Source organism: Methylococcus sp. EFPC2, from assembly GCF_016925495.1.
Lineage (GTDB): Bacteria > Pseudomonadota > Gammaproteobacteria > Methylococcales > Methylococcaceae > EFPC2.
This window is the reverse complement of the sequence record NZ_CP070491.1, coordinates 4101356-4122247: the sequence shown is the minus strand read 5'-3', so window position 1 is coordinate 4122247 and position 20892 is coordinate 4101356. Positions and strand designations below refer to the sequence as shown.

19 protein-coding genes are annotated in these 20892 nt (G+C 64.5%); 6 read left to right on the top strand and 13 right to left on the bottom strand.

The genetic code is table 11. The features are described from left to right. Window positions 1-67: 67 nt before the first annotated feature. The 7 genes from JWZ97_RS17680 to JWZ97_RS17650 all read right to left on the bottom strand — a co-directional run bounded on the left by JWZ97_RS17680 (window position 68) and on the right by JWZ97_RS17650 (window position 8186). Entirely contained in the window at window positions 68-946 is an 879-nt protein-coding gene (locus JWZ97_RS17680) for a hypothetical protein (protein ID WP_205431864.1), read from the bottom strand. A 115-nt stretch (window positions 947-1061) separates the two neighbouring features. Continuing rightward, complete coding sequence (locus tag JWZ97_RS17675) at window positions 1062-2159, bottom strand: hypothetical protein (RefSeq protein WP_205431862.1); 1098 nt, start codon at window positions 2157-2159, stop codon at window positions 1062-1064. A gap of 49 nt (window positions 2160-2208) precedes the next feature. Then, entirely contained in the window at window positions 2209-2907 is a 699-nt protein-coding gene (locus JWZ97_RS17670; protein WP_205431860.1) for a hypothetical protein, read from the bottom strand. 35 nt (window positions 2908-2942) lie between these two features. Beyond that, window positions 2943-4721 (bottom strand): hypothetical protein, encoded by a 1779-nt coding sequence (locus tag JWZ97_RS17665; RefSeq protein ID WP_205431858.1) that lies wholly within the window; start codon window positions 4719-4721, stop codon window positions 2943-2945. Window positions 4722-4763: 42 nt separating this feature from the next. Then, window positions 4764-6041 carry a hypothetical protein gene (locus JWZ97_RS17660; protein ID WP_205431856.1) on the bottom strand — a complete coding sequence of 426 codons (1278 nt, stop codon included), beginning with the start codon at window positions 6039-6041 and terminating at the stop codon, window positions 4764-4766. A 40-nt stretch (window positions 6042-6081) separates the two neighbouring features. After that, a complete protein-coding gene (locus JWZ97_RS17655) occupies window positions 6082-7029 on the bottom strand; it encodes a hypothetical protein (protein WP_205431854.1) in 948 nt (315 codons plus the stop codon). 44 nt (window positions 7030-7073) lie between these two features. After that, window positions 7074-8186 carry a hypothetical protein gene (locus JWZ97_RS17650; RefSeq protein WP_205431852.1) on the bottom strand — a complete coding sequence of 371 codons (1113 nt, stop codon included), beginning with the start codon at window positions 8184-8186 and terminating at the stop codon, window positions 7074-7076. Between the two features lie 234 nt (window positions 8187-8420). Here JWZ97_RS17650 and JWZ97_RS17645 point away from each other — a divergent pair, with 234 nt between their 5' ends. Continuing rightward, the gene (locus tag JWZ97_RS17645) at window positions 8421-9251 is read left to right on the top strand and encodes an SDR family oxidoreductase (RefSeq protein WP_205431849.1); all 831 of its coding nucleotides are present in this window, start codon (window positions 8421-8423) and stop codon (window positions 9249-9251) included. Window positions 9252-9264: 13 nt separating this feature from the next. On the opposite strand, the gene JWZ97_RS17640 is transcribed toward JWZ97_RS17645, so the two are convergent. From JWZ97_RS17640 to JWZ97_RS17625, 4 genes are read right to left on the bottom strand one after another with little or no spacing between them, the layout of a single operon-like run. Next, the gene (locus JWZ97_RS17640) at window positions 9265-10614 is read right to left on the bottom strand and encodes a peptide MFS transporter (RefSeq protein ID WP_205431848.1); all 1350 of its coding nucleotides are present in this window, start codon (window positions 10612-10614) and stop codon (window positions 9265-9267) included. A 14-nt stretch (window positions 10615-10628) separates the two neighbouring features. Next, a complete protein-coding gene (locus tag JWZ97_RS17635; protein WP_205431847.1) occupies window positions 10629-10973 on the bottom strand; it encodes a HopJ type III effector protein in 345 nt (114 codons plus the stop codon). A 26-nt stretch (window positions 10974-10999) separates the two neighbouring features. Next, a complete protein-coding gene (locus JWZ97_RS17630) occupies window positions 11000-11554 on the bottom strand; it encodes an isochorismatase family protein (RefSeq protein WP_205431846.1) in 555 nt (184 codons plus the stop codon). Window positions 11555-11566: 12 nt separating this feature from the next. After that, window positions 11567-12106: an arylesterase gene (locus tag JWZ97_RS17625; RefSeq protein ID WP_371822534.1), complete on the bottom strand. Its 540-nt coding sequence runs from the start codon at window positions 12104-12106 to the stop codon at window positions 11567-11569. A 64-nt stretch (window positions 12107-12170) separates the two neighbouring features. Here JWZ97_RS17625 and JWZ97_RS17620 point away from each other — a divergent pair, with 64 nt between their 5' ends. Beyond that, the gene (locus tag JWZ97_RS17620; protein WP_205431844.1) at window positions 12171-12848 is read left to right on the top strand and encodes an ABC transporter ATP-binding protein; all 678 of its coding nucleotides are present in this window, start codon (window positions 12171-12173) and stop codon (window positions 12846-12848) included. Between the two features lie 81 nt (window positions 12849-12929). Beyond that, complete coding sequence (locus tag JWZ97_RS17615; RefSeq protein ID WP_205431843.1) at window positions 12930-13598, top strand: LON peptidase substrate-binding domain-containing protein; 669 nt, start codon at window positions 12930-12932, stop codon at window positions 13596-13598. Between the two features lie 39 nt (window positions 13599-13637). On the opposite strand, the gene JWZ97_RS17610 is transcribed toward JWZ97_RS17615, so the two are convergent. Continuing rightward, window positions 13638-14078: an FxsA family protein gene (locus JWZ97_RS17610; RefSeq protein WP_205431833.1), complete on the bottom strand. Its 441-nt coding sequence runs from the start codon at window positions 14076-14078 to the stop codon at window positions 13638-13640. A gap of 47 nt (window positions 14079-14125) precedes the next feature. On the opposite strand from JWZ97_RS17610, the gene cutA reads away from it, so the two are divergent. From cutA to JWZ97_RS17595, 3 genes are all read left to right on the top strand, one after another. After that, the gene (gene cutA / locus JWZ97_RS17605; protein WP_205431831.1) at window positions 14126-14461 is read left to right on the top strand and encodes a divalent-cation tolerance protein CutA; all 336 of its coding nucleotides are present in this window, start codon (window positions 14126-14128) and stop codon (window positions 14459-14461) included. Between the two features lie 86 nt (window positions 14462-14547). Further along, on the top strand, window positions 14548-16974 hold the full coding sequence (dsbD, locus tag JWZ97_RS17600) for a protein-disulfide reductase DsbD (RefSeq protein WP_205431829.1): 2427 nt from the start codon (window positions 14548-14550) through the stop codon (window positions 16972-16974). Then, window positions 16974-17498 carry a TlpA disulfide reductase family protein gene (locus tag JWZ97_RS17595; protein ID WP_205431821.1) on the top strand — a complete coding sequence of 175 codons (525 nt, stop codon included), beginning with the start codon at window positions 16974-16976 and terminating at the stop codon, window positions 17496-17498. Before dsbD ends, JWZ97_RS17595 begins: the two co-directional genes overlap by 1 nt. Window positions 17499-17705: 207 nt before the next feature. Here the strand turns inward: JWZ97_RS17595 and JWZ97_RS17590 are convergent, their stop codons facing one another. Next, window positions 17706-20891, bottom strand: coding sequence for an efflux RND transporter permease subunit (locus JWZ97_RS17590; RefSeq protein WP_205431820.1), 3186 nt, complete (start codon window positions 20889-20891; stop codon window positions 17706-17708). Window position 20892 lies beyond the last annotated feature (1 nt).

Genomic DNA, 20892 nt, shown 5'->3' with positions numbered 1-20892 from the left:
GTTGCACGGGTTTCGTGCCGCTTCGTACCCTCCGGGCTTAATACTGATCCATGGGCAATCCGTTCTTTTACGCGCAAGCGGCTTCAAACCCGGCTTGCGCTGGAAGACCGTGCACATCCAGTACGAATTGTTCATAACAGTGGGCGTTCGCAAAAATTCCCGTGTCCTGGATGAAGCCGAAATAGATATGAAGGGCTTCATGCAGCAATGTCGAAGCTTGGAAATCGCGGTTTTGAACACTATTGCTGAGGCCCCTCCAGAACGGCCTGCACAAGACGATTTGAGAAGCTCCGCCGCAGGCCGCCGCAACCGTATCCCCCACGCAACCATCGTTGGGATCGGATCTGCACCTTATCCCGCCCAAGGTGAAATCAATGGTGGGTAGGCCCAGGCAGATGTAGCGCATCCAGCCATCCGCCAGGATTTGCCGGGCCCCCCGAAGTCGGCGGATCAATATGAGCACACTGCGGGCACCGGTTCCGGTCCAGATACGCCGATCCAGCGCGTTCATGCGAAAGCGCCGTTCGAGCGCGCCCCTGATTCCAACTCTGACCGATGCCGGCGCCGCGCCTGCGCGAACAACTCTATTGCGCTCGGCCGTTAGCTCATTGATCGCACCGTCTAACAGGGCGATTGCGCGGGTATTGGCCGCCTGGATAACGCCGACCGGGTCCGGTCCGGTAATCGCTCTGATAGCAGCGTTGGGCCGATTACAGCTTACAAAATTCGCTCTGACCGGGCGTGGTCGCTGACCCGGCGATCCGAATTCAAACTCGTCCATCAGATCAAATTCGTCCAACAACTCAAATTCATCTTCCATGAAGTCGAACTCATCCCGCCTGATGCGCCGAGGTCTATACGGAACGGCCCGTCGGATCGCAGGGGCAGACCTGGCGAATTCGTCGATGAGCTCATCGAACAAATCATCTTCGAAGGGAAGATACATGGCACTGCTCCTCAGTCACGTATGGCGAATACCGAAGGCGCTCCGCCCGTTGCATCGACGAAACCCGAGGGGGCGGTCAGCGTCCGAACCTATCGCTATAGTCGGCGTTCTTTAGCTAAACCACCGCCCCCGCCGCCTGGCGCACACCTAACACACTGCGCAATGCCGGCGTCACGCCGGAGAATCCCCGCCCCTCCGGCGTCATGCGGTAAGCCGCCACCCAGGCTTCGGCGTGGCCGCCCATGGGCCGGATAGTCGACTGGAACAGGATGGGATCGATGGCCGTCTTGAAGTCGTTGTCGGCGACGAATTGCAGTATGCGCCGGCCGCTCTCCGCCATCTTGGCCCGCTGCGACGGTTCGGCGATGCCGCCCAGGTAGCGGTTGGAGACGATCTCGACCACGTCCCACTTGGTGTTGGCATCGAAGGCCTTCTTGATGTCAGGGGCATCCAGCAATGTCAGCACCGACTTCAGGTAATGCCCGACCTCCATGGTCAGCGAGAAGATGTTGCCGTAGGTGGAACGGTCCAGGGCATAGCGCAGATCCAGGCCGATGCGCTGCACCGTGCCTATGGAGCCGAAGGGTCGTTGCTCGATGGTCGGGCCGCCGCGGATGACTTCGCCGATCAGCAGATCGCGGAAGTATTGCGACAAGGCCACCATGAAGCCCACCAACTGGCGGTGGAAATTGCGGTTGACCACCGCCCCGGCGGGCGCTTGAGCGGTGCCGTAATTGAAGGCCCGGCGATAGGCGGCCATGCGGTCGCGCAGGGTGTAGCGCAGCGGTTTCCATTTCTCCAGCAGATACAGGCCCCGCGCGCCGGGTCCGCGCTGGATGCGCATCTTGCCGAGGCGGAACAGGCGCAGCAGCACGTCCACCACCTGGAAGATCTTCATGCGCTCGTGCTGGTAGATGTAATAAAGCTCGGCGGCGGCATGGAGCTGGCTGGGCACCACCGAATCGTCGAAATCCGGCTGGATGTAGGGGTAGGAAATGTCGGCGAAATCCACCGGCCCCTTGCCACCGAAGCCGATCAAATCCATGAAGGCATCGCGCCCGTCGCCGTTGGCCGCATTCTTCAGCAAATCGCCGAAGCGGTCCTCGAACTGCTGCTCGTATTGCTGTCTGTCCTCCGGCGGCAAGGCGGCCAATTGCTCCCGCAAGAAGGTTTCCCAAAGCCTTTGGATGGTTTCTGTGGTGTTGAAGCTCATGGCTTGGCTCCTTGGGCAAAGAATTCAGTTTAATTTCGCGAAGGGCGGATCACGCGACCTGGAGCGCGAAGTGGTGCACCAACCGGGCATTGAGCTCGTGGATCAAGGCCAGGCGTTTATTGCGCTCCTCCTGATCGCCCTTGGAGAAAGTAGCGAACGCGCGCTCGAACTCCGTCCTCAAGGCATCGTCGGTGATCTTTCCCAGGATGGTTTTATAGGGCGTCCCGGCTTGCAGTGTTTTCACCATGGTTTCGTTGTTTTCCTTGAGTTTGAAACCCTGGTCGGTAACCAAATCCTGCACCTGCGCAAGCGCACGTATCGCTTCGACAGCCAGCGGGGTCACGGCGCGCGGGGCAAAGGTTGCCCCGCCACCCGTTGGTATGTGTGACTCCAATGCTCGCAGGCGCGGAAAGATGTCATCGTTTATTTTTCCTGCTTGTGCGACGAGCGCAGACTTCAGCTCCTTGTCGTTTTTTTCCACCTCGCCCAGACGATGTTCCAAAGTGCTCAAGTCCTTTTTCTGCTGGCCAATCACCCCCGATTGCTCATCCAACCGTTTTTCGAGCGCCCGCACTTTGTTTTCGGCCTTATCCAAACGCTCATCGATGTGCTTTGCCCCTCTCGTCGCCCAGTCGGAGAACTCCCGGGCGAGCTTTACCAGGGCCTGCGTTTGTTCGGCGATTTCCAGCTTGATTGCATTCGTTCCATGGTCGGTTACCCCGACATGAGTCGTCACTAAGCGTTGCATGTTGGTTTCCTCCGGCTAATGGACGCTCATCGGGTTCAAATCAGCGACGAGCGCCCCAGACTGACGTCGGGATGCGGCGGGAGCAATATATCGGTCGGCGGGCAGGCCCGCGGGGCCAAGGCGCCCAAACGGCCGATCGCGCGGTCGATCACCTCGAATATGCCATCGTAAACCGTCTCGAAACCGTGGCAATTCGGCGCCATCGTTTCCACCATCGAGCGCCATTGTTCTTCGCGGTTACGTTGCTGGCACAACTCCTGGTGCAGCAAACCCTGAAAAGCCGCGCGGCGCTGCGGATGGGCGAACTCGGTATGGAAGGCGGGCGGACGCAGGCCATCCGGCCCGGCGATGGCGTGCAGGCTGTCGCGTATGCGTCGCGCCAACTCCGGATCGCGCTGGGCCAAGCAATCGCCGAGCTTCGGCCCCGCTTCGCCGGCGGCCGGATGGGCGAATACCTCGATCAGCAAGCCGTAAGCCGAAGCGCGTTGCTCGGGGATGCCGAAAGGCTGTTGCCCGTAACAATAAAGATCAATGGAGCGGTCGGTGTCGTACAGCAGTTTGTCGAGCACAATTTGGCACAGCGCCGCATTGCCACTGCATTCGCAATCGGCCAGGCAATCCAGGGCTTCCGCCAGACGATTGCGTTGCACGATGAGGTTGATGAGGCGATCCTCCCCGGCATCCGCCACGCGGTTGCCGAACAAGCCGTAATACAGTATGGGTGGACGTGCCACCCGCACCAGCCGGAAACCGCCCGAACTGTCGAACGCTTCGGCGAACAGCAACAAGGCTTCCAGGAAAGCCGTCAAAGGGGGCGACCAGGGCGAGGGCTGATTCTGTTCGTCCACCGCCATCTGCTGGCCGATCAGCACCAGGCGACGGAATCGGTCGATGTCGATGCGGGCCGTCACGCCCAGGGCGCGCAAACCTTGCACGCGACCGTGGTCGGCGCGCACGATCAATTCGTCCATCACCCGCGCCAGCTCGTTTTCCTGCAGCAAGGCGCGCAAATCGCCATAGCCTTGGGCTTCCAGTTCGCGTAACAGCAAACGGTAACCGTCGAGGCCGCGCGGCCAGTCGTTTGGACCGTAGGCCTCCTGGGTCGTGCCGACCAGATTGCGCAAGGCGTAAATCGCCGCGTCGCGGCGGACCTGCAATTCGGTGTACGGCACTTGCAACAGGAAACGTCCGCCGTTGAAGCCTACATTCGACAGGCTCTCTCCCATCAGCACCAGGATGACCGCGGACGCCTCGTCGAGACTTTGCGCGAAACTCCGGTAGATCGATGCGGCCGTGGGCGACAGCGCACCGACCAGTCGAGCCATGCGGGCGTAATCGCCGAGCTGGCGACGTATCGCAAATCCCTTATCGCGTTGCCGGGGATCCAGCGCGAACCGGGCGGCCAGCGTCCCCTCCTGAATCGCGGAGCGAACCGCTTGGGCCCAGCCCTCGATTTCGGGCGTCACATCTTTGAGCAAGGAGTTGGTCAGCAATTCCTGCAAATCGCGGTCAATGTCGTCCTTGGCCTGCCGCAATTCGGTATCGGTCGAGGTGGATGCCTGTGCAACCGGGCTGCTTATCTGCAGCGCCTGTAAAAACGGCAAGCCGCGGGCCTCCTGATTGATCGCACGCGCCCTGGGGTCCTCTTTGAAACGCTCCAGCAAGGCATTGGCGATCTGCTGCGGATCGTTGGGATCGCTGACCTTGAGTTCCCGCCGGATCAGATTGTCCAGCGCCATCCGCTGATACCCGCTGGCGCCGGACGGGCTTGTGGAGCCTGAGCCGTAGAAAGGATTGCTCGATGCGGAAGTCATAGCTTCACCTCACTGAAATCGGGGAAAGTTCCTTGTGGGTCCTCAGGCCGCCATGCGTCGCGGCCGTTCGGCGGGGCTTGCACGTATGCTGTTCAAATGCTCGATCACCATCCGCGACAGGCGGTTCGGCTGGATTTTCCCGTCCGCCAGGGCGTAGCTGGCGGCGCTGACCAGTTGTCGCGGCGGCAGGTTTTCCGGCACCTGTCCCTGCGCCAGCCGACGCGCGCCGGCGTGTATGGCGGCCTCGTGCTCGGGCCGGAAGGGGATGATGTCGCTCAGGCTGCGGTGCGCCAGGTTGCGGCGGGTCTGGAAGGCGATCTCGTCCACCACTTCCGGTATCAGCCGGCTGGAGCTGGCCAGCAGCCGTTGCGGCAGCCGATGTTGCGCACCGGAGGGTCGATACAGCGTGTCCCACACCCGGGTCAGGCGCTCGGCCTCGCGGGTGAAGCCCAGCCGCCGCACCATTTCGGCCAGGATGTGTACGCGCAGATAGGCGGTGGGATGCGCGCCGCCGGGGCGGAAAGTCATCGTCCGTGTGGCCGGGTGGGCCAGGAAGGTAGCCATGCCCCAGGCGGCGGCCGGCCCGCCCAGCAGGATGGCGGCGAGATCGGCAAAGATTTCCTTGTGCCACACGCCCCAGATACGGGTCAGCCCGGGATCGCCTACCGAACGGATCACCCGGCGCACCACCGCCTGGCGGTTCTCCCGCCAGATCCCTAAGTCGGCCTGAAGGTTGTGCGAAACCTCGTGCAGAAACACCGCCTGCCAGGGATTGTCGCGGTCCCAGGGCAGACGGACGATGGGGAAGGGATTGGGCTCGCCCAGCAAGCGGTTGAGCTGCACCCCCCGCCGCATGGTCGCCGGGGAAAAGCCGTGCTCCATGTAGCACAAGGGCTTGAGCAAAGGGCCCCGGAAGATCCGGGGAGCGGCCTGGCGTATGGCCGCGTAGCAATCGGCGGCGATCACGTCGTGGGCGGCCAGGGTGGGTGCGAATACCGAGCCACGCTGGCTGAACAGCTCGAAGAACAGGCCGAAGGCCCGCCGTGCCCGGTCGACCTCACGCTCCACCAGGGCGATGTCGATCAATACCCGGTCGAGCGGCGCGCTTTGCCAGTGGCCTTGCAGATGTTCCAGGCGGCGCGCCACCTGGGCGTCTATGGTCGCGAGCCGCTGGTTGGCGGCGCGGAAATGGGCCTCGCTGGGCGCGTACGGCCTATCCTGCGGACGTATGCCCACGGCCTCGCCTTCGATGCCGGCCAGGCGTCTGGCCCGCGCGGCCAGCGCCCGTATCTTGATGCCCAGGAATTTTCGCGCCAACATCGCTCTGCCCTCCCCGCTCAAGCTTAACGACCCTGCATACCTAGGCTCTTGCCGGACCGCGCACCGCCAAGCGCTGGCGGCGCCGGCAGGCGGCACAGAGCGCCGCCGACGACGGGACCGGCCGGCGCGCCGTAGCCGCCCCAGCCACGGCACCGGCGCGCACCGCGCGGCGAACCAGACGGGGACTCTGCGCGACCCGCGTGGCGGTGCGGCGTATGGCTTGCGGAACCGCCCGCGGCGGTATGCGGCGCTGACGCACACCGCGCTGCACGGCGCCGACCACGGCGGGCAGCGCACGTGCGGCCTGCGGTCCCTGGCGGCGCGCCACGGTGCGTACGGCCTGAGTGGCACTGCGCACCAATTGGCGCCGCTGCGCGCGCGGCAGGCGGGCAACGCCCGGCATGGCGGTGCGGATGGTGAGTCCGGCGATCACCGGGGCCGCGGCGTCGATGTCGTCGACCTCGGCCAGATCGAACATCTCGTCCAGAGCCTCGAACTCGTCCGCCTCGTCCGCCATCAGACGCCCCATCACGCCGGCCACCCGGCCGATGGCCTGCGTCCACGGCAGCGGTATGGCGCTGGCGATGGGCGCCACGGTGCGGGCGATGCGGCCGACCACCGGAGCGACCCGGCGGGCCACCCGCACCGCGCCGCGCGCCACGCGACCGATGCCGCGCGCCAGGCGACGGAAGAACTCGTCGGTATCCTCCGCGTCCAGGGCGTCCACCACCGCCTCCTCCATGGCATCGATGGCGTCGCCTTCATACTCGTCGCTTTCGTAGGCATCCCATTCGTCGTATTCGTCGAATCCCTCGCCGCCACCGCCCATCAGGCCTCCGACCACCCGGCCCACGCCGCCTATGATGCTGCGCAAAAACTCATCGCTACCTTCGTAAGCATCGTACTCGTCGTATTCGTCGAAGTGGCGCGCGGGCCCTTCGGCTTCGTCGTAAAAGAGGTCGTCCATCACATCGGCTTCGAAACTCATGGCTGTCTCCTCGTTCTGATTGGCTGAGATACGAACGGTGCGATTCAGCGCCGCAAGATGATTTCCACCGGCCCGCGCAAAACCAGTCGGCGCGGCACACCGCCGCGCAGAGCCGGTCTCGCGGTCCCGATGCCCGCGGCGGGCAGAGGCGCGCGCGCCAAGCGCTGCGCCATGCCCGGACGGGCAGCGACGCGCTGGGCGGTGCGCTGCACGGCGGCCGGCAGCGCGGCCGGGCGTACTCCGCGCCGGGCGGCTGCCCGGCCCACGCTGCGAGCGATGCGAGGTAAGGCACGCACTGCTCTCGGACCTTGACGGCGAACCAGGGTGCGCGCGGCCTGCGTGGCCCCCCGCACCAGTTGGCGTCCGACGGCCCGCCCCACCGCGACCCCCGTCCTCCGCAGCAGCGGACCGACGGCCGAACGGGCGGCGATGCCGGCGAGCACCGGCAGGGCTTCGTCCGCGTCCTCCTCCTCGAACCAGTCGGCCAGATCCTCGAACACGTCCGCCTCGTCGGAGCCCTGCGCGGCGTGCTGCTGGAGCAGCGGCAGCAATTGCTGAAGCATGGCGGGCAGACCGCCGGCCTGGGCGGCGGGACGCCGCCCGGGCCGGCGAGGCGCGGGTTGCGGCGCGTACCCGGTGTCGTCGCCGGGACCGCCCAGGCCCCGCGCCGAACGGGCGACGCGCCGGGCGCTGCGGGCGAAACGCCCGGCGCGACCGGCGATACGTCCCGCCCGCCCGGCCAGCCGGCCGACCCGCCCCGCGGCACCGGCGACCCCGCGCAGGGCGCGCGCGCCCCGTCCCACGGCACCGGCGACCCGACCTATGCTGCCCAGTCCACCGATCAGCCGGCCCAGGAAATCGTCGCTGTCCTCGGCATCCAGGGCATCGGCCATGACGTCTTCCAACTCGTCGAGCAGATCGCCCTCGTCTTCCGCGAAATCTTCGGCGAGATCCTCGTCATAGGCTTCGGCGTATTCGTCTTCGAGATAATCCTCCTCGGCCTCGTCGTAGCTCTCCAGTTCGTCCGCCGAGTCCTCCTCCATCTCGTCCTCCCCGAATTCGTCGAGGGCGAGATCTTCCTCGAACTCGTCGGCCGCGGCGGGCGGCGCATCGGCCGCCAGGTCCTGCATCACTTCACCTTCGAATTGCTGGTCCACGGGAACCTCCTGCAGTCAACAACGATCAACGCGAGGCGATGGATGACATCGTCCTCCCCCAGGTTGGGCAACAACTTATTCCTCAAACGAGCCATCCAACAAGTCACACGATCGGAGTCACCGGATAGGGGTAACTTATTCATGCGACAGGGAAATTCCCTATGCCGGCGTTTGGCGGGACGCGGCTCGACCGGTATGCTTGCGCGCATACCAGGCAAGCAACGGGAAGCGGTCATGAACGGCAAGGCGGTGTTGATAAGCGGATGTTCCTCCGGCATCGGGCGGTGCGCGGCGGAAATCCTGAAGGCGCGGGGCTACCGGGTGTTCGCCTCGGCGCGCCTGCACAAGGACGTGGACCGGCTGAAGGCGGAGGGTTATGAAGCGGTTTGGTTGGACTTGCGCGATTCGGATTCCATCCGTTCGGCGGTGGCGCAGGTGCTGGACGCCACCGAAGGCCGTTTGTACGGCCTGTTCAACAACGCCGCCTACGGCCAGCCGGGCGCCGTGGAAGACCTGAGCCGCGAGGTGCTGCGCGAACAGTTCGAAACCAATCTGTTCGGCACCCACGAACTGACCAACTGCGTCATCCCGGTGATGCGCGCCCAGGGCGAAGGCCGCATCGTGCAGAACAGCTCGGTGCTGGGCTTCGTCGCCATGCCCTACCGCGGTGCGTACAACGCCAGCAAATATGCCCTGGAGGGCCTGACCGACACCTTGCGGCTGGAATTGAAGGGCAGCGGCGTCCACGTCTCGCTGATCGAGCCCGGCCCCATCCTCAGCCGTTTCCGCGAAAACGCCCACGCCGCCTACAAGAAGAACATCGAGCCCGAGAACAGCGTGCATCGCGCGACCTACCAGGCCATGGAAGCGCGGCTGGTCAAGCAAGGGCCGGCGGCGCCCTTCACCCTGGGTCCCGAGGCGGTGGTGAAGCGGCTGATTCATGCCCTGGAAGCCGGGCGGCCCAGGGCGCGCTATTACGTCACCTTCCCGACCTATTTATTCGGCACGCTCAAGCGCCTGCTTCCGGACAGCGTCCTGGACCGCATGCTGGGGCGCATCAACTGAAGGGACGCGCGCATCAGGCGTCGCCGACGGCTTTCTTGAGCGGCGACTTGAGGGCGAATATCGCCAAACCCATGCCTATACCCAGCGCAGCCAGGAGGAGGAAGAAGCTTTCCCTGGGCATGCGCTCATAAAAACTGCCGATGTAGCCGGAAAGATAATTGCCGAAGAAGGACGACAGAAACCACATCCCCATCAACAGGCCCAGCAAACGGGCCGGCGCCAGCTTGCTGACCAGGGACAGGCCTATGGGGGAGAGATAAAGCTCGCCCAGGGTGTAGACCAGGGTGCAGAGCACCAGCCATCCGAGCGCCATCTTGTTTCCCCCACCCGTGCCCGCCAGGGCCGCGATGAGTATCAGAAAGGACGCGCCCAGCAGGGCCGAGCCCAGCGCCATTTTGCCTATGCTGCCGGGATCGCGGCCGTGGCCGGCGAGGAAGCGGGACAGCCCGGCCAGAACCGGGGCGAACAGCAGGATGAAGGCGGGGTTCAGGGATTGAAACCAGGTCGAGGGCATTTCCCAGCCGAAGATATGCCGGTCGACATCGCTGTCGGCGAACAATTGCAAGGTGTTGCCCTGCTGCTCGTAGACGGCCCAGAACACGATGTTGAGCACGGCCAGGACGATCAGGCCGCCGACCGCCTTCCAGTCCGCTCCGCTCAGGGGCTGGGTGTCGGAGGCTGGTTTCGGGCCGCCCGACTCCCCCTCCACCCGCAGATATTTCTGCCCGGCGAGATAGATGAACAACCCGGCCAGCATGCCGACGCCCGCGGCGGCGAAGCCGTAATGCCAGCCGTAGATCTGGCCCAGGGTGCCGCAGACCAGAGGCGAAAAGAATGAGCCTAGGTTGATGCCCATGTAGAAGACTGTGTAAGCCCCGTCGCGGCGGGGGTCGCCCGGCGGATAGAGGCCACCGACCTGAGTGGAGATGTTGGGCTTGAAACAGCCGTTGCCCAGGATCAACAGCAACAGCGCCAGCAGGAATCCGGCCTCGAAAGCCATGAGGAAATGGCCCAAGGCCATCAGGACCGCGCCCAGCACCACGGTGTTGCGCGGCCCCAGCAGCCGGTCGGCGAGCAGGCCGCCGAACAGCGGAGTGAAATACACGAAGCCCGTGTACAAGCCATAAATCTGCGAGGCCAGGGGCTGGACCGCGAGCGGGCCGAACAGCGCCTCCAGCACGTTCTTGAGCCCCTCGAAGCCTATCACCGGGGAAGAACCGGACTGCGCCGCCGCGATCAGGTGCTGGGTCATGTAGAGCACCAGCAGGGAGCGCATGCCGTAGAATGAAAAGCGCTCCCACATCTCGGTGAAGAACAGGACGAAAAGGCCGGGCGGATGGCCGAGCAGGGTTTTCCGTTCCATGGGCAACCCGCGACTCACACGAGCCGCGCCAATGCGGTTTCGTCGTAGGCGATCCCCGCCCAGCCGTGCCGGATGAACGAGCGGATATTGGCGTGATCGCTTCCCTCGGGGTTTTCCAGCACGTCCTTGCGGTAATAGTCGCCGAACAAGCCCAAGGTTTCGGCCTGCGAGAGCTCATGGAGCCTGGCGAAATAGAAGAGCTTGCAGGAGCCTTCGTTCTGCCCGGCTTCGTTGACCACCCCGCCGTTGACGAAACGGGTGGGCGTGTAGGCGTAATGGGCGGAGATGACCGCGATCGTGTCCTGGAAGGTCACATGCTCGCCGCGTTTGACGCGGGCCAAGAAATTATCCAGAGCCATGGTTTACCTGTTACTTAAGTTGAAAGTCAGCGGATCAAGGCCGACAAGGCCTTGAACTGGGGATGGGCGGCATCGCCCAGCCATTCGAACAACACCGATTCGACGTTGGTCACGACGATACCGCCCCGCGCCATGCGCTCCAGGGCGTTGCGTTTGTGCGCAGGCTTGCGGGAACAGACGCCGTCTTCGACGACGAAAACCTGGTAGCCGGATTTCTGCAAGTCGAACGCGGTCTGCAGCACGCAGACATGGGTTTCCTGTCCGACGATCACGATCTGCCGGCGATCCACGCTTTTCAGCGTGTGCTCCAGACCGTCGGCGGCGCAGCAGGAAAAACCGGTTTTCTCGAAACGCAAGGCGCCGTCCGGCAAGACCGTGAGAAGGCCGGGCTCGGTCGGCCCCAAGCCCCTGGGGTACTGCTCGGTGTAGGAAACCGGGATGGCCAGGGCCGAGGCGGCCCGGGCAAGAATGCCGGCGACGCTCAGCACGGCATTGCGGTCCTCCTCGGCCATGGCGGCGAACAAGCGGGTCTGCAGATCGACCAGCAGCAGCTGGCTGTGCGCGGCGCGGCATAGCGGCATGGCGATGTCCCTTTAAAGCAGCGGCTTGAGCTTTTGCCAGACGTTCTCCAGCAGGATGGGCTGGGCGGTCCGGTTGGGGTGCAGGCCGTCGCCCTGCATCAGGTCGGCGCGCCCGCCGACGCCGTCGAGCAGGAACGGGACCCAAGGAATGCCATTGCGCTGGGCGACATCGGGAAAAGCGGCCTCGAACAGCTCGTTGTAGCGCTTGCCGTAATTGGGCGGGATGCGCATCCCTAAGAGCAGCGGCTTGACGCCCGCCTTCCGGGCCCGCTCCAGGATGGCGCTCAGGTTGTCTTCCAGCCTGGCCGGCTGCAGGCCGCGCAGGCCGTCGTTGGCGCCCAGTTCGAGGATCAGCACGATGGGACGATGGCGCTCCAGCAGCGGCCCGACCCGCGTCAAGCCGCCCGCGCTGGTGTCGCCCGGGATGCTGGCGTTGACGACTTCATGGCCTTTGCCCTCGGCGGCCAACCGTGCGCGCAGCAAGCCGACCCAGCCGTTGGCTTCCGGGTTTTCCAATCCATAACCGGCACTGATACTATCGCCCAGAACCAAGATGGTTCCACAGCTTCCTATTTCAGGCATGAACATCAACCAACCGGCGCATAGGAGCGCCACTATGCGCGCAGCAAACTCTATCATCACTGTCGAATCTCTTTGCAAATGGGTGGACACGGCCGACGGCCGCCTGGACATACTGACATCGCTGGACTTGGCGATCAACGCGGGCGAGACCCTGGCCATCGTCGGCGCGTCGGGCTCGGGGAAATCCACCCTACTAGGCCTGCTCGCCGGCCTGGATCTGCCCTCCTCGGGCACCGTGCACCTGTGCGGGACCTCGCTGAGCGCCCTGAACGAGGACGGCCGGGCCGCCCTGCGGGCCCGCCACGTCGGTTTCGTCTTCCAATCCTTTCAACTGCTCGGCCACCTGACCGCGCTGGAAAATGTCATGCTGCCGCTGGAACTGGCCGGCGAGCGCGACGCCCGCGAGCCGGCCCGCGCCATGCTGGAGCGGGTGGGGCTGGGACACCGGCTCAAGCATTATCCCCGCCAGCTCTCCGGCGGCGAGCAGCAGCGGGTGGCCTTGGCGCGCGCCTTCGTCACCGCCCCGCCCATCCTGTTCGCCGACGAGCCCACCGGCAATCTGGACAGCCGCACCGGCGCCCATGTCATCGACCTGTTGTTCGAACTCAACCGCGAACGGGGCGCCACCCTGGTGCTGGTCACGCACGACCAGGCGCTGGCCGACAGCTGCGCGCGCACCGTGCGGCTGGATGGTGGACGCATCGTGAACTGAAGGGTCTTGAAAAAATGCACTTTCGGCCGAACTTAAAGGTCATACGAGACATCAACGTCTAACCGAAACCGAGTGACCGTCATGACCACCGAAAACTTCGCGACCCGCTACGAAAACCTGCCGAACACGCTGCCCCTGTTTCCGCTGCCCAACGCGGTGGTCATGCCGGGTTGCCAACTGCCTTTGAACATCTTCGAGCCGCGCTATCTGAACATGGTTCAGGACGCTCTGCGTGCCGACCGTTTGATCGGCATGGTGCAACCGGAACCCGATCCGACCGACGGCGACGACGTGGTGATCTACCGGACCGGCACCGCAGGCCGCATCACCTTCTTCAACGAAACCGACGACGGACGCCTGCTCATCGTCCTGACCGGCGTCTGCCGCTTCGACATCGTCGAGGAATTGCCCGCCCTGCGGGGTTACCGCGAGGCCCAGGTGGACTGGAACCGCTTCCGGCTCGACTACGATGAGACAGCCGGCGACCCCATGCCCGGCAATCGCCAGCAATTGATGAACTTGCTGAAGACCTACTTCGCCCACAAGCACATGGAAACGGACTGGTCCGCCGTAGACAAGATGGATACCCTGGCCCTGGTCAACCGCCTGACCTGCGCCCTGCCCATCGAGCCGGTCGAACGGCAGTTGCTGATCGAAGCCGTGAGCCCGGAAACCCGCATGTCCAGCCTGCTCACGCTGCTGCGCTACGAAACGCTGCAAACGCCCAGCGTGTCCACGCAGCGCCATTGACCGGCACGGGGGCGGCCGGCTTCCGGCCGCCCCCCTCGCTCAGTCGTCCTCCCGCTTGAACTCCCCTTCTATCGTCCGCGCATCCTGGCCCTCGGGTCGACGCGGCCCGCGATAACCGAAATCGAAGCGCTTGCGCAGCAGCCAGTCGACGATCACGCGCCGGCTGGCCGGTATCAAACACAACAGGCCCGCGACATCGGACAAGAAACCCGGCAGCAACAGCAGCGCGGCGCCGGCCAGGACGACCATGCCGTTGACCAGTTCGGCCGCCGGATACTCGCCCCGATTCAGGCTTTGCTGCACCTGGACCCAGGTGGATAAGCCCTGGGACTGCAGCAAGCGGCCGCCCCAGACCGCCGCGCCCAGCAGGAGCAGCAGGGTGGGAAAGAATCCCAATGCGCCGCCCAGCTTGATCAATACATAAATCTCCAACACCGGCAGGCTCAGCACGGCCAGCAAAGCCCATTGCGCTATGTTCATCAATTCCCCTCGGGATTTACAATGCTCGAAATAACGCCGTTTTTGCCATGACCACGCCTTATTGTCTAGTTTTGTGCACCTGCCCGGAGGGCGATGTCGCGACATCGCTGGCCCGTTTTCTGGTGGAGGAAGGTCTGGCCGCCTGCGTCAATTTATTGCCCGGTGTCGACTCGATTTATCGCTGGGAAGGTGAACTCGAAACCGCCCGCGAGTGTCTGTTGCTGATCAAGACCGAACGTTCGCGCTACCCCGAACTGGAAACGCGGCTGCGGCAAGCACACCCCTACCAGATTCCCGAAATCATCGCCCTGCCCCTAGAACGCGGTCTGACCGATTACCTCCACTGGATTTCCTCATGCCTCTGCTCAAGAACCCCCGGCTGAAAGCCGCGCCTCACATCCTTCTCCCACTGGGAAGGTCGCGGCTGGAGCGACGTTTGCGATTGGTCGAAGGTGGCCCGAAGGGCCGGATGAGAGAAAAGCCCGCCCGGCTCCAGGGGCTCGATCCTCAGGCCCTGGAAACGGGCGGGCTTCTCCGCTACGCCGGCCTCCTGATACTGTTCTTCACGCTGTTCGCGCCTCAAGCGAATGCGGAAGGCCTCACCCCCTTGCCGCCGGAGCAAATATTCCCGCTCACGTCCCGCGTTCTTTCCGCCGACAGCGTTTTGCTGAGCTGGGATATCGCCAAAGACCATCATCTCTACCGGAAGAAATTCAAGTTCGCCTCGAAAACCGCCGGCGTAACGGTAGGTCCCGTCGAGCTGCCGGCCGGTGCCATGATGCACGAAGAGAATTTCGGCGACATGGAGGTGTACCGCGGCCATCTGGAATTGACGCTGCCGCTCAAGCGCACGGACCCCGCCATACGCGAGGCCGAACTGGAAGTGACGGTGCAAGGCTGCGCCGACGCCGGCTTGTGTTACCCGCCCTACAAGCGTCTGCTCAAGCTGGCACTGCCGGCCATGGACGGTGACTCCCCTCTCCCACTGGGAGAGGGGAGGGTGAGGGAAAGCGGTAAGGCCGTTGCTTCAGGCTTTCAGGAAAAATCAGGCGATGCTGCCCTCACCCCTAACCCTCTCCCAAAGGGAGAGGGTGCCAAAGCCGATCCATTGGCCAAATTCACCCGCTCGCTGAAAAGCCTGATACCCGGCGCCAATCAGGACGACCTGCTGCCGGCCGACCAGGCCTTCCACTTCATCGGCGAAGTCAAGGACGCCCACACCCTGCATGTCAGTTGGCAGATCGCCGACGGTTACTATCTCTACCGCGACCGCTTCCGCTTTACCCTGATCGGCGCCACCGGTGTGGAGCTGGGCGAACCCGTCATCCCGCACGGCGAAACCAAGGTGGAAGATCAGGGACCAGCCGAAGTCTTCCATCGGGAGATCGGCTTCGACCTGCCGCTGAAACGAACCTCCGCCGGACCGCTAAGCCTGCGCCTGCAAGCCCGTTTCCAGGGCTGCGCGGAGAAAGGCGTATGTTATCCGCCCATGGAGAAAATCGCCGAACTGAACGTCCCCGCCGCGGACGGCAGCGCGCCGATCACGGCCGCGCCCTCCCTCCCGACCTCGACCCGCGGGGAGCCGCCCCCCGCCGCCGAACAGGACCGCATCGCCGACGCCTTGAAATCCGACTCGGCGGCGCTCACCGCCGCCACTTTCTTCGGCTTCGGTCTGCTGATGGCCTTCAGCCCCTGCATCTTCCCGATGATCCCCATCCTCTCCGGCATCATCGTGGGCCACGGCCACAAGCTCACCACCGGACGCGCCTTCGCGCTCTCGCTGGCCTATGTACTGGCCGCCGCCCTGGCTTACACGGCATTCGGCGTGCTGGCGGGACTGTTCGGCGGCAACCTGCAGGCGGCATTCCAGACGCCCTGGATCATCATCCTGTTCAGCTTGGTTTTCGTGCTGCTCGCGCTGTCCATGTTCGGCTTCTACGAACTGCAGATGCCGGCCTACATCCAGGAGCGCGTCGCCGCCCTCAGCCACCAGCAAAAAGGCGGCACCCTGCTGGGTGCGGCCATCATGGGCGCGCTTTCGGCCCTCATCGTCGGCCCCTGCATGGCGGCGCCGCTGGCCGGCGCGCTGATCTACATAGGCCAGACCGGCAACGCCTTGCTCGGCGGCCTGGCGCTGTTCAGCCTGGGGCTGGGCATGGGCGTTCCGCTGCTGGTCGTGGGTGCTTCCGCCGGCAAGCTGCTGCCCAGGGCCGGCATCTGGATGAATGCGGTCAAGTCGGCGTTCGGCGTCGCCATGTTGGGCGTAGCCGTCTGGCTGATCCAGCGCATCGTGCCGGGCCCGTTGGCCATGGCGTTGTGGGCGCTGCTGCTGATCGTCCCGGCCATCTACCTGAATGCCCTGGACGCCCTGCCCCAACCGGCTTCCGGCTGGCGCAAGCTATGGAAAGGCGTCGGCGTCGCCATGCTGGCCTACGGCGTGCTCCTGCTGATCGGCGCGGCGGCGAACGGGCGCGACCCGCTGCAACCCTTGCGCGGCGTGGCATTGGCCGGAACCGGTGAAGCTGTCGAGGGCGTGGAATTCCGCAAGATTCACACGCCGGCCGAGCTCCAGCAACAACTCGATGCCGCCAAGGCCCAGGGCCGCTGGCTGATGCTGGATTATTACGCCGACTGGTGCGTCTCCTGCGTGGAGATGGAGCGCTACACCTTCACCAATCCCAAGGTGCGGGCCGAGTTATCCAAGTTCGTCCTGGTGCAGGCCGACGTCACCGGCAACGAAGCCGACGAACAGGCGCTGCTGCAACGCTACGGTCTGGTCGGCCCGCCCGCCACCCTGTTCTTCGCGCCCGACGGGCAGGAACGCAAGGAATTCCGCCTGATCGGTTTCACCGAAGCCGTATCCTTTCTTACCCACCTACAACGAGTCTTACGCTGATGCGATCGTTCATCTACACCCTGATAGCCGTCACCGCCCTTTCCTCCGGACTCTACGCCCAGCGCCTGCTGAGCGCTGAATCGGCCACCGAGCCCACGGCCGGCGCGCTCACGGAATCCTTCCCCGACCTCGAGGGCAAGCCCCATCGCCTGGACGAATGGCGCGGCAAGACGCTGGTAGTCAACTTCTGGGCCACCTGGTGCACGCCCTGCCTGGAAGAAATGCCGGCCTTCTCGGCGCTGCAGAACGAACTCGGCGGCCGCGGCCTGCAAATCGTCGGCCTGGCCATCGACGATCCGGTATCGGTCAAACGCTTCCTGGCCAAGCATCCGACCGCCTACCCCCTGCTGATCGCCGAATCCGGCGAAGGCCTGGCCGCCAATCTCGGCAACAAACTCGGCGTGCTGCCCTTCACCGCCATTTTCGACGCCACCGGTAAACTGGTAGAAGTCAAAACCGGCCCCTACAAAGGCGATGAACTACGCAAGGCCGTCGAACCGTTGCTGGCTAAGGCAGGGAAATAGCTCGTAGGGTGGGTTAGATGCGCAGACCGTTTATTTTTCCGGCGCACATCGACTTAATGCGCATCGTAACCCACCAAACAGCCTTGTCGGCCACACCGACGCCTTTTGGTGGGTTACGACGTGCATAACCCCCGATGAAACCGGAAACCTCGCGGCGATGCACGTCTAACCCACCCTACGAAAATACGAAACGCGGGTCTTCCAGCGTCAAACCGGTCCTGGACCGACCTGAGGAGCATATCCCGGTCGCGCCGCTTCGAGGCCGACGCCCGTTTTAAGCGGGCGCGGTAGTGAATACCCTTTGACCAGGGCGTAAATCGCCGGGATGACGAGCAGGGTCAGCAGGGTGGACGAGACCATGCCGCCGACCATGGGCGCGGCGATGCGGCGCATGACCTCGGAGCCGGTGCCGCTGCCCCACATGATGGGCAGGAGGCCGGCGGTGATGGCGACCACGGTCATCATCTTGGGCCGCACCCGCTCCACCGCTCCTTCGCGGATGGCGGCATAGAGATCGGCCAGATTCCAGGCGACACCCTCCTCCGCCCGCCGCGCTTTGATTTTTTCCAGGGCCTGGTCGAGATAAATCAGCATGACCACGCCGGTTTCGGCGGCCACCCCGGCCAAGGCGATGAAGCCCACCGCCACCGCCACGCTGAGGTGGTAACCCAGCCAGTACATGAGCCAGACCCCACCCACCAGGGCGAACGGCAGGGATAGCATGACGATGAGGGTTTCGGTCAGCCGTTTGAAGTTGAGGTAGAGCAGCAGGAAGATGATGGCGAGAGTCATCGGAACGGCGATGGCCAGCTTGGCCTTGGCGCGCTCCAGGTATTCGAACTGTCCGCTCCAGGTGGCGTAGTAGCCGGGCGGGAACTTCACCCGCTCCAGCACCGCCCGCTGCGCGTCGGCCACGTAACCGCCGATGTCCCGCCCGCGGAGATCCACGTAGATATAGGCGGACAACAGCGCGTTTTCGGTGCGTATGGCCGGCACGCCCTGGCTCAAGCCGACTTCGGCCAGTTGGCCCAAGGGGATCATGGCGCCGCCTAGGACCGGCACCAGCACCTGGGAGGCGATCATCTCGGGTGTATCGCGCAGCTCGCGCGGGTAGCGGACGATCACGTTATAGCGCTCGCGCCCTTCGACCGTGGTGGTGACGTTTTGCCCGCCGAGTGCGGTCGCGATCACCTCCTGGAAATCGCCGACGCCGAGACCGTAACGCGCCAGTTTCTTGCGGTCCGGCTCTATGGTCAGGTAATAGCCGCCGGTGATCCGTTCGGCGTAGGCGCTGGTCGTGCCAGGTACGGATTTGACCACGCCTTCGATCTGTGTGGCCAAGCGCTCCAGTTCCGCCAGATTCTTGCCGAAGACCTTGACGCCGACCGGCGTGCGTATGCCGGTCGACAGCATGTCGATGCGGTTCTTGATGGGCATGGTCCAGGCGCCGGTCACACCCGGCATCTGCGTCGCCGCATCCAGCTCGGCGATCAGTTTTTCGGTGGTCAGGCCCGGCCGCCAGTGGTCTTCCGGCTTGAGGTTGACCACCGTTTCGAACATTTCCAGCGGCGCCGGGTCGGTCGCGGTGGAGGCCCGGCCGGCCTTGCCGAACACCGACTCGACCTCCGGGAAGCTCTTGAGGATGCGGTTCTGCGTCTGCAGGATTTCCGCCGCCTTGGTGACGGACAGCCCCGGCAGGCTCACGGGCATGTATAGCAGCGTGCCTTCGTTCAGGGTGGGCATGAATTCGCTGCCCAGCCTGGACAGCGGGTAATAGCTCGCGGCCAGCACGGCCAGCGCGAGGACCACCGTGGTCTTCTTCCGGTTAAGCACCGTTTCGATGACCGGGCGGTAAAGCCCGATCAGCCATCGGTTCACCGGATTGCGGCTCTCGGGCAGGATGGGACCGCGTATGAACAGCAGCATCAGCGCCGGCACCAGGGTCACCGACAGCAGGGCGGCGCCGGCCATGGCGAAGGTCTTGGTGTAGGCGAGCGGCTTGAACAGCCGGCCTTCCTGCTCTTCCAGCACGAACACCGGCAGGAAGGACACGGTGATGACCATCAGGCTGAGAAACAGGGCGGGGCCGACTTCCTTGGCGGCGTTGACGATCAGCTCCGCCCGGTTCCCGCCGGGCCCGGCCCGCTCCAGGTGCTTGTGGGCGTTCTCGATCATCACGATGGCGGCGTCCACCATGGCGCCGATGGCGATGGCGATGCCGCCGAGGCTCATGATGTTGGAATTGATGCCCAGCCCGCGCATGACGATGAAGGCCACGAGCACGCCGACAGGCAGCATGACGATAGCCACCAGCGCGCTGCGCACGTGGAACAGGAACACCACGCACACCAGGGCGACCACCAGGCTTTCCTCGACCAGCTTGTCGCGCAGGTTGGCGATGGCCTTGAGGATGAGCACGGAGCGGTCGTAGACCGGGACGATGGACACGCCTTCCGGCAGGCCGGGACCGATCTGCTTCAACTTGCCCTTGACCTGTTCGATCACGTCCAGGGCGTTCTGTCCGTAGCGGGCGATCGCGGTTCCCGACACGACCTCGCCTTCGCCGTTCAACTCGGCGATGCCGCGGCGCTCGTCCGGTCCCAGTTCGACGCGGGCCACGTCGCGGACCAGCACCGGCGCATGCCCCTCGGCCTTGACCACCAGATCCTCGATGTCCGCGATGCCGCGCAGATAGCCCTTGCCGCGCACCATGTACTCGGTTTCCGCCATCTCCACCACGCGACCGCCCACGTCGCGGTTGCTGGCCGCGATCACCCGGCTGACCGCGGCCAGGGGGATGCCGTAGGCTTGCAGCTTGCGTGGGTCGACGATGACCTGGTACTGCCGCACGAAACCGCCGACGCCGGCGACTTCCGCCACCCCCTGCGCCTTGGTGAGCTGAAAGCGGACGAACCAGTCCTGCAGCGTGCGCAGTTCCGCCAGGGATTGCCGGGTGCCCTGCACCACATATTGAAACACCCAGCCGACCCCGGTGGCGTCGGGCCCCAGGCTGGGCGTGACACCCTGAGGCAGGCGGCTGGAGAGCGTTGTCAAATATTCCAGTACCCGCGAGCGCGCCCAGTAGACGTCGGTGCCGTCCTCGAAGATGACATAGACGAAGGAAGCGCCGAAAAAGGAGAATCCGCGCACGACCCGGGAGTGGGGCACGCTCAGCATCGCCGTGGTCAGGGGATAGGTGACCTGGTCCTCCACCACCTGGGGCGCCTGGCCGGGAAATTCCGTGTAGACGATGACCTGGGTGTCGGACAGATCGGGCAGCGCGTCGAGCGGCGTTCTCAGGACGGCGTAGAGGCCGGCGAAGATGAGCGCGAGGGTCGCCAGCAGCACGATGAAACGGTTGCCGGCCGACCACCCGATGATGCGTCCCAGCATC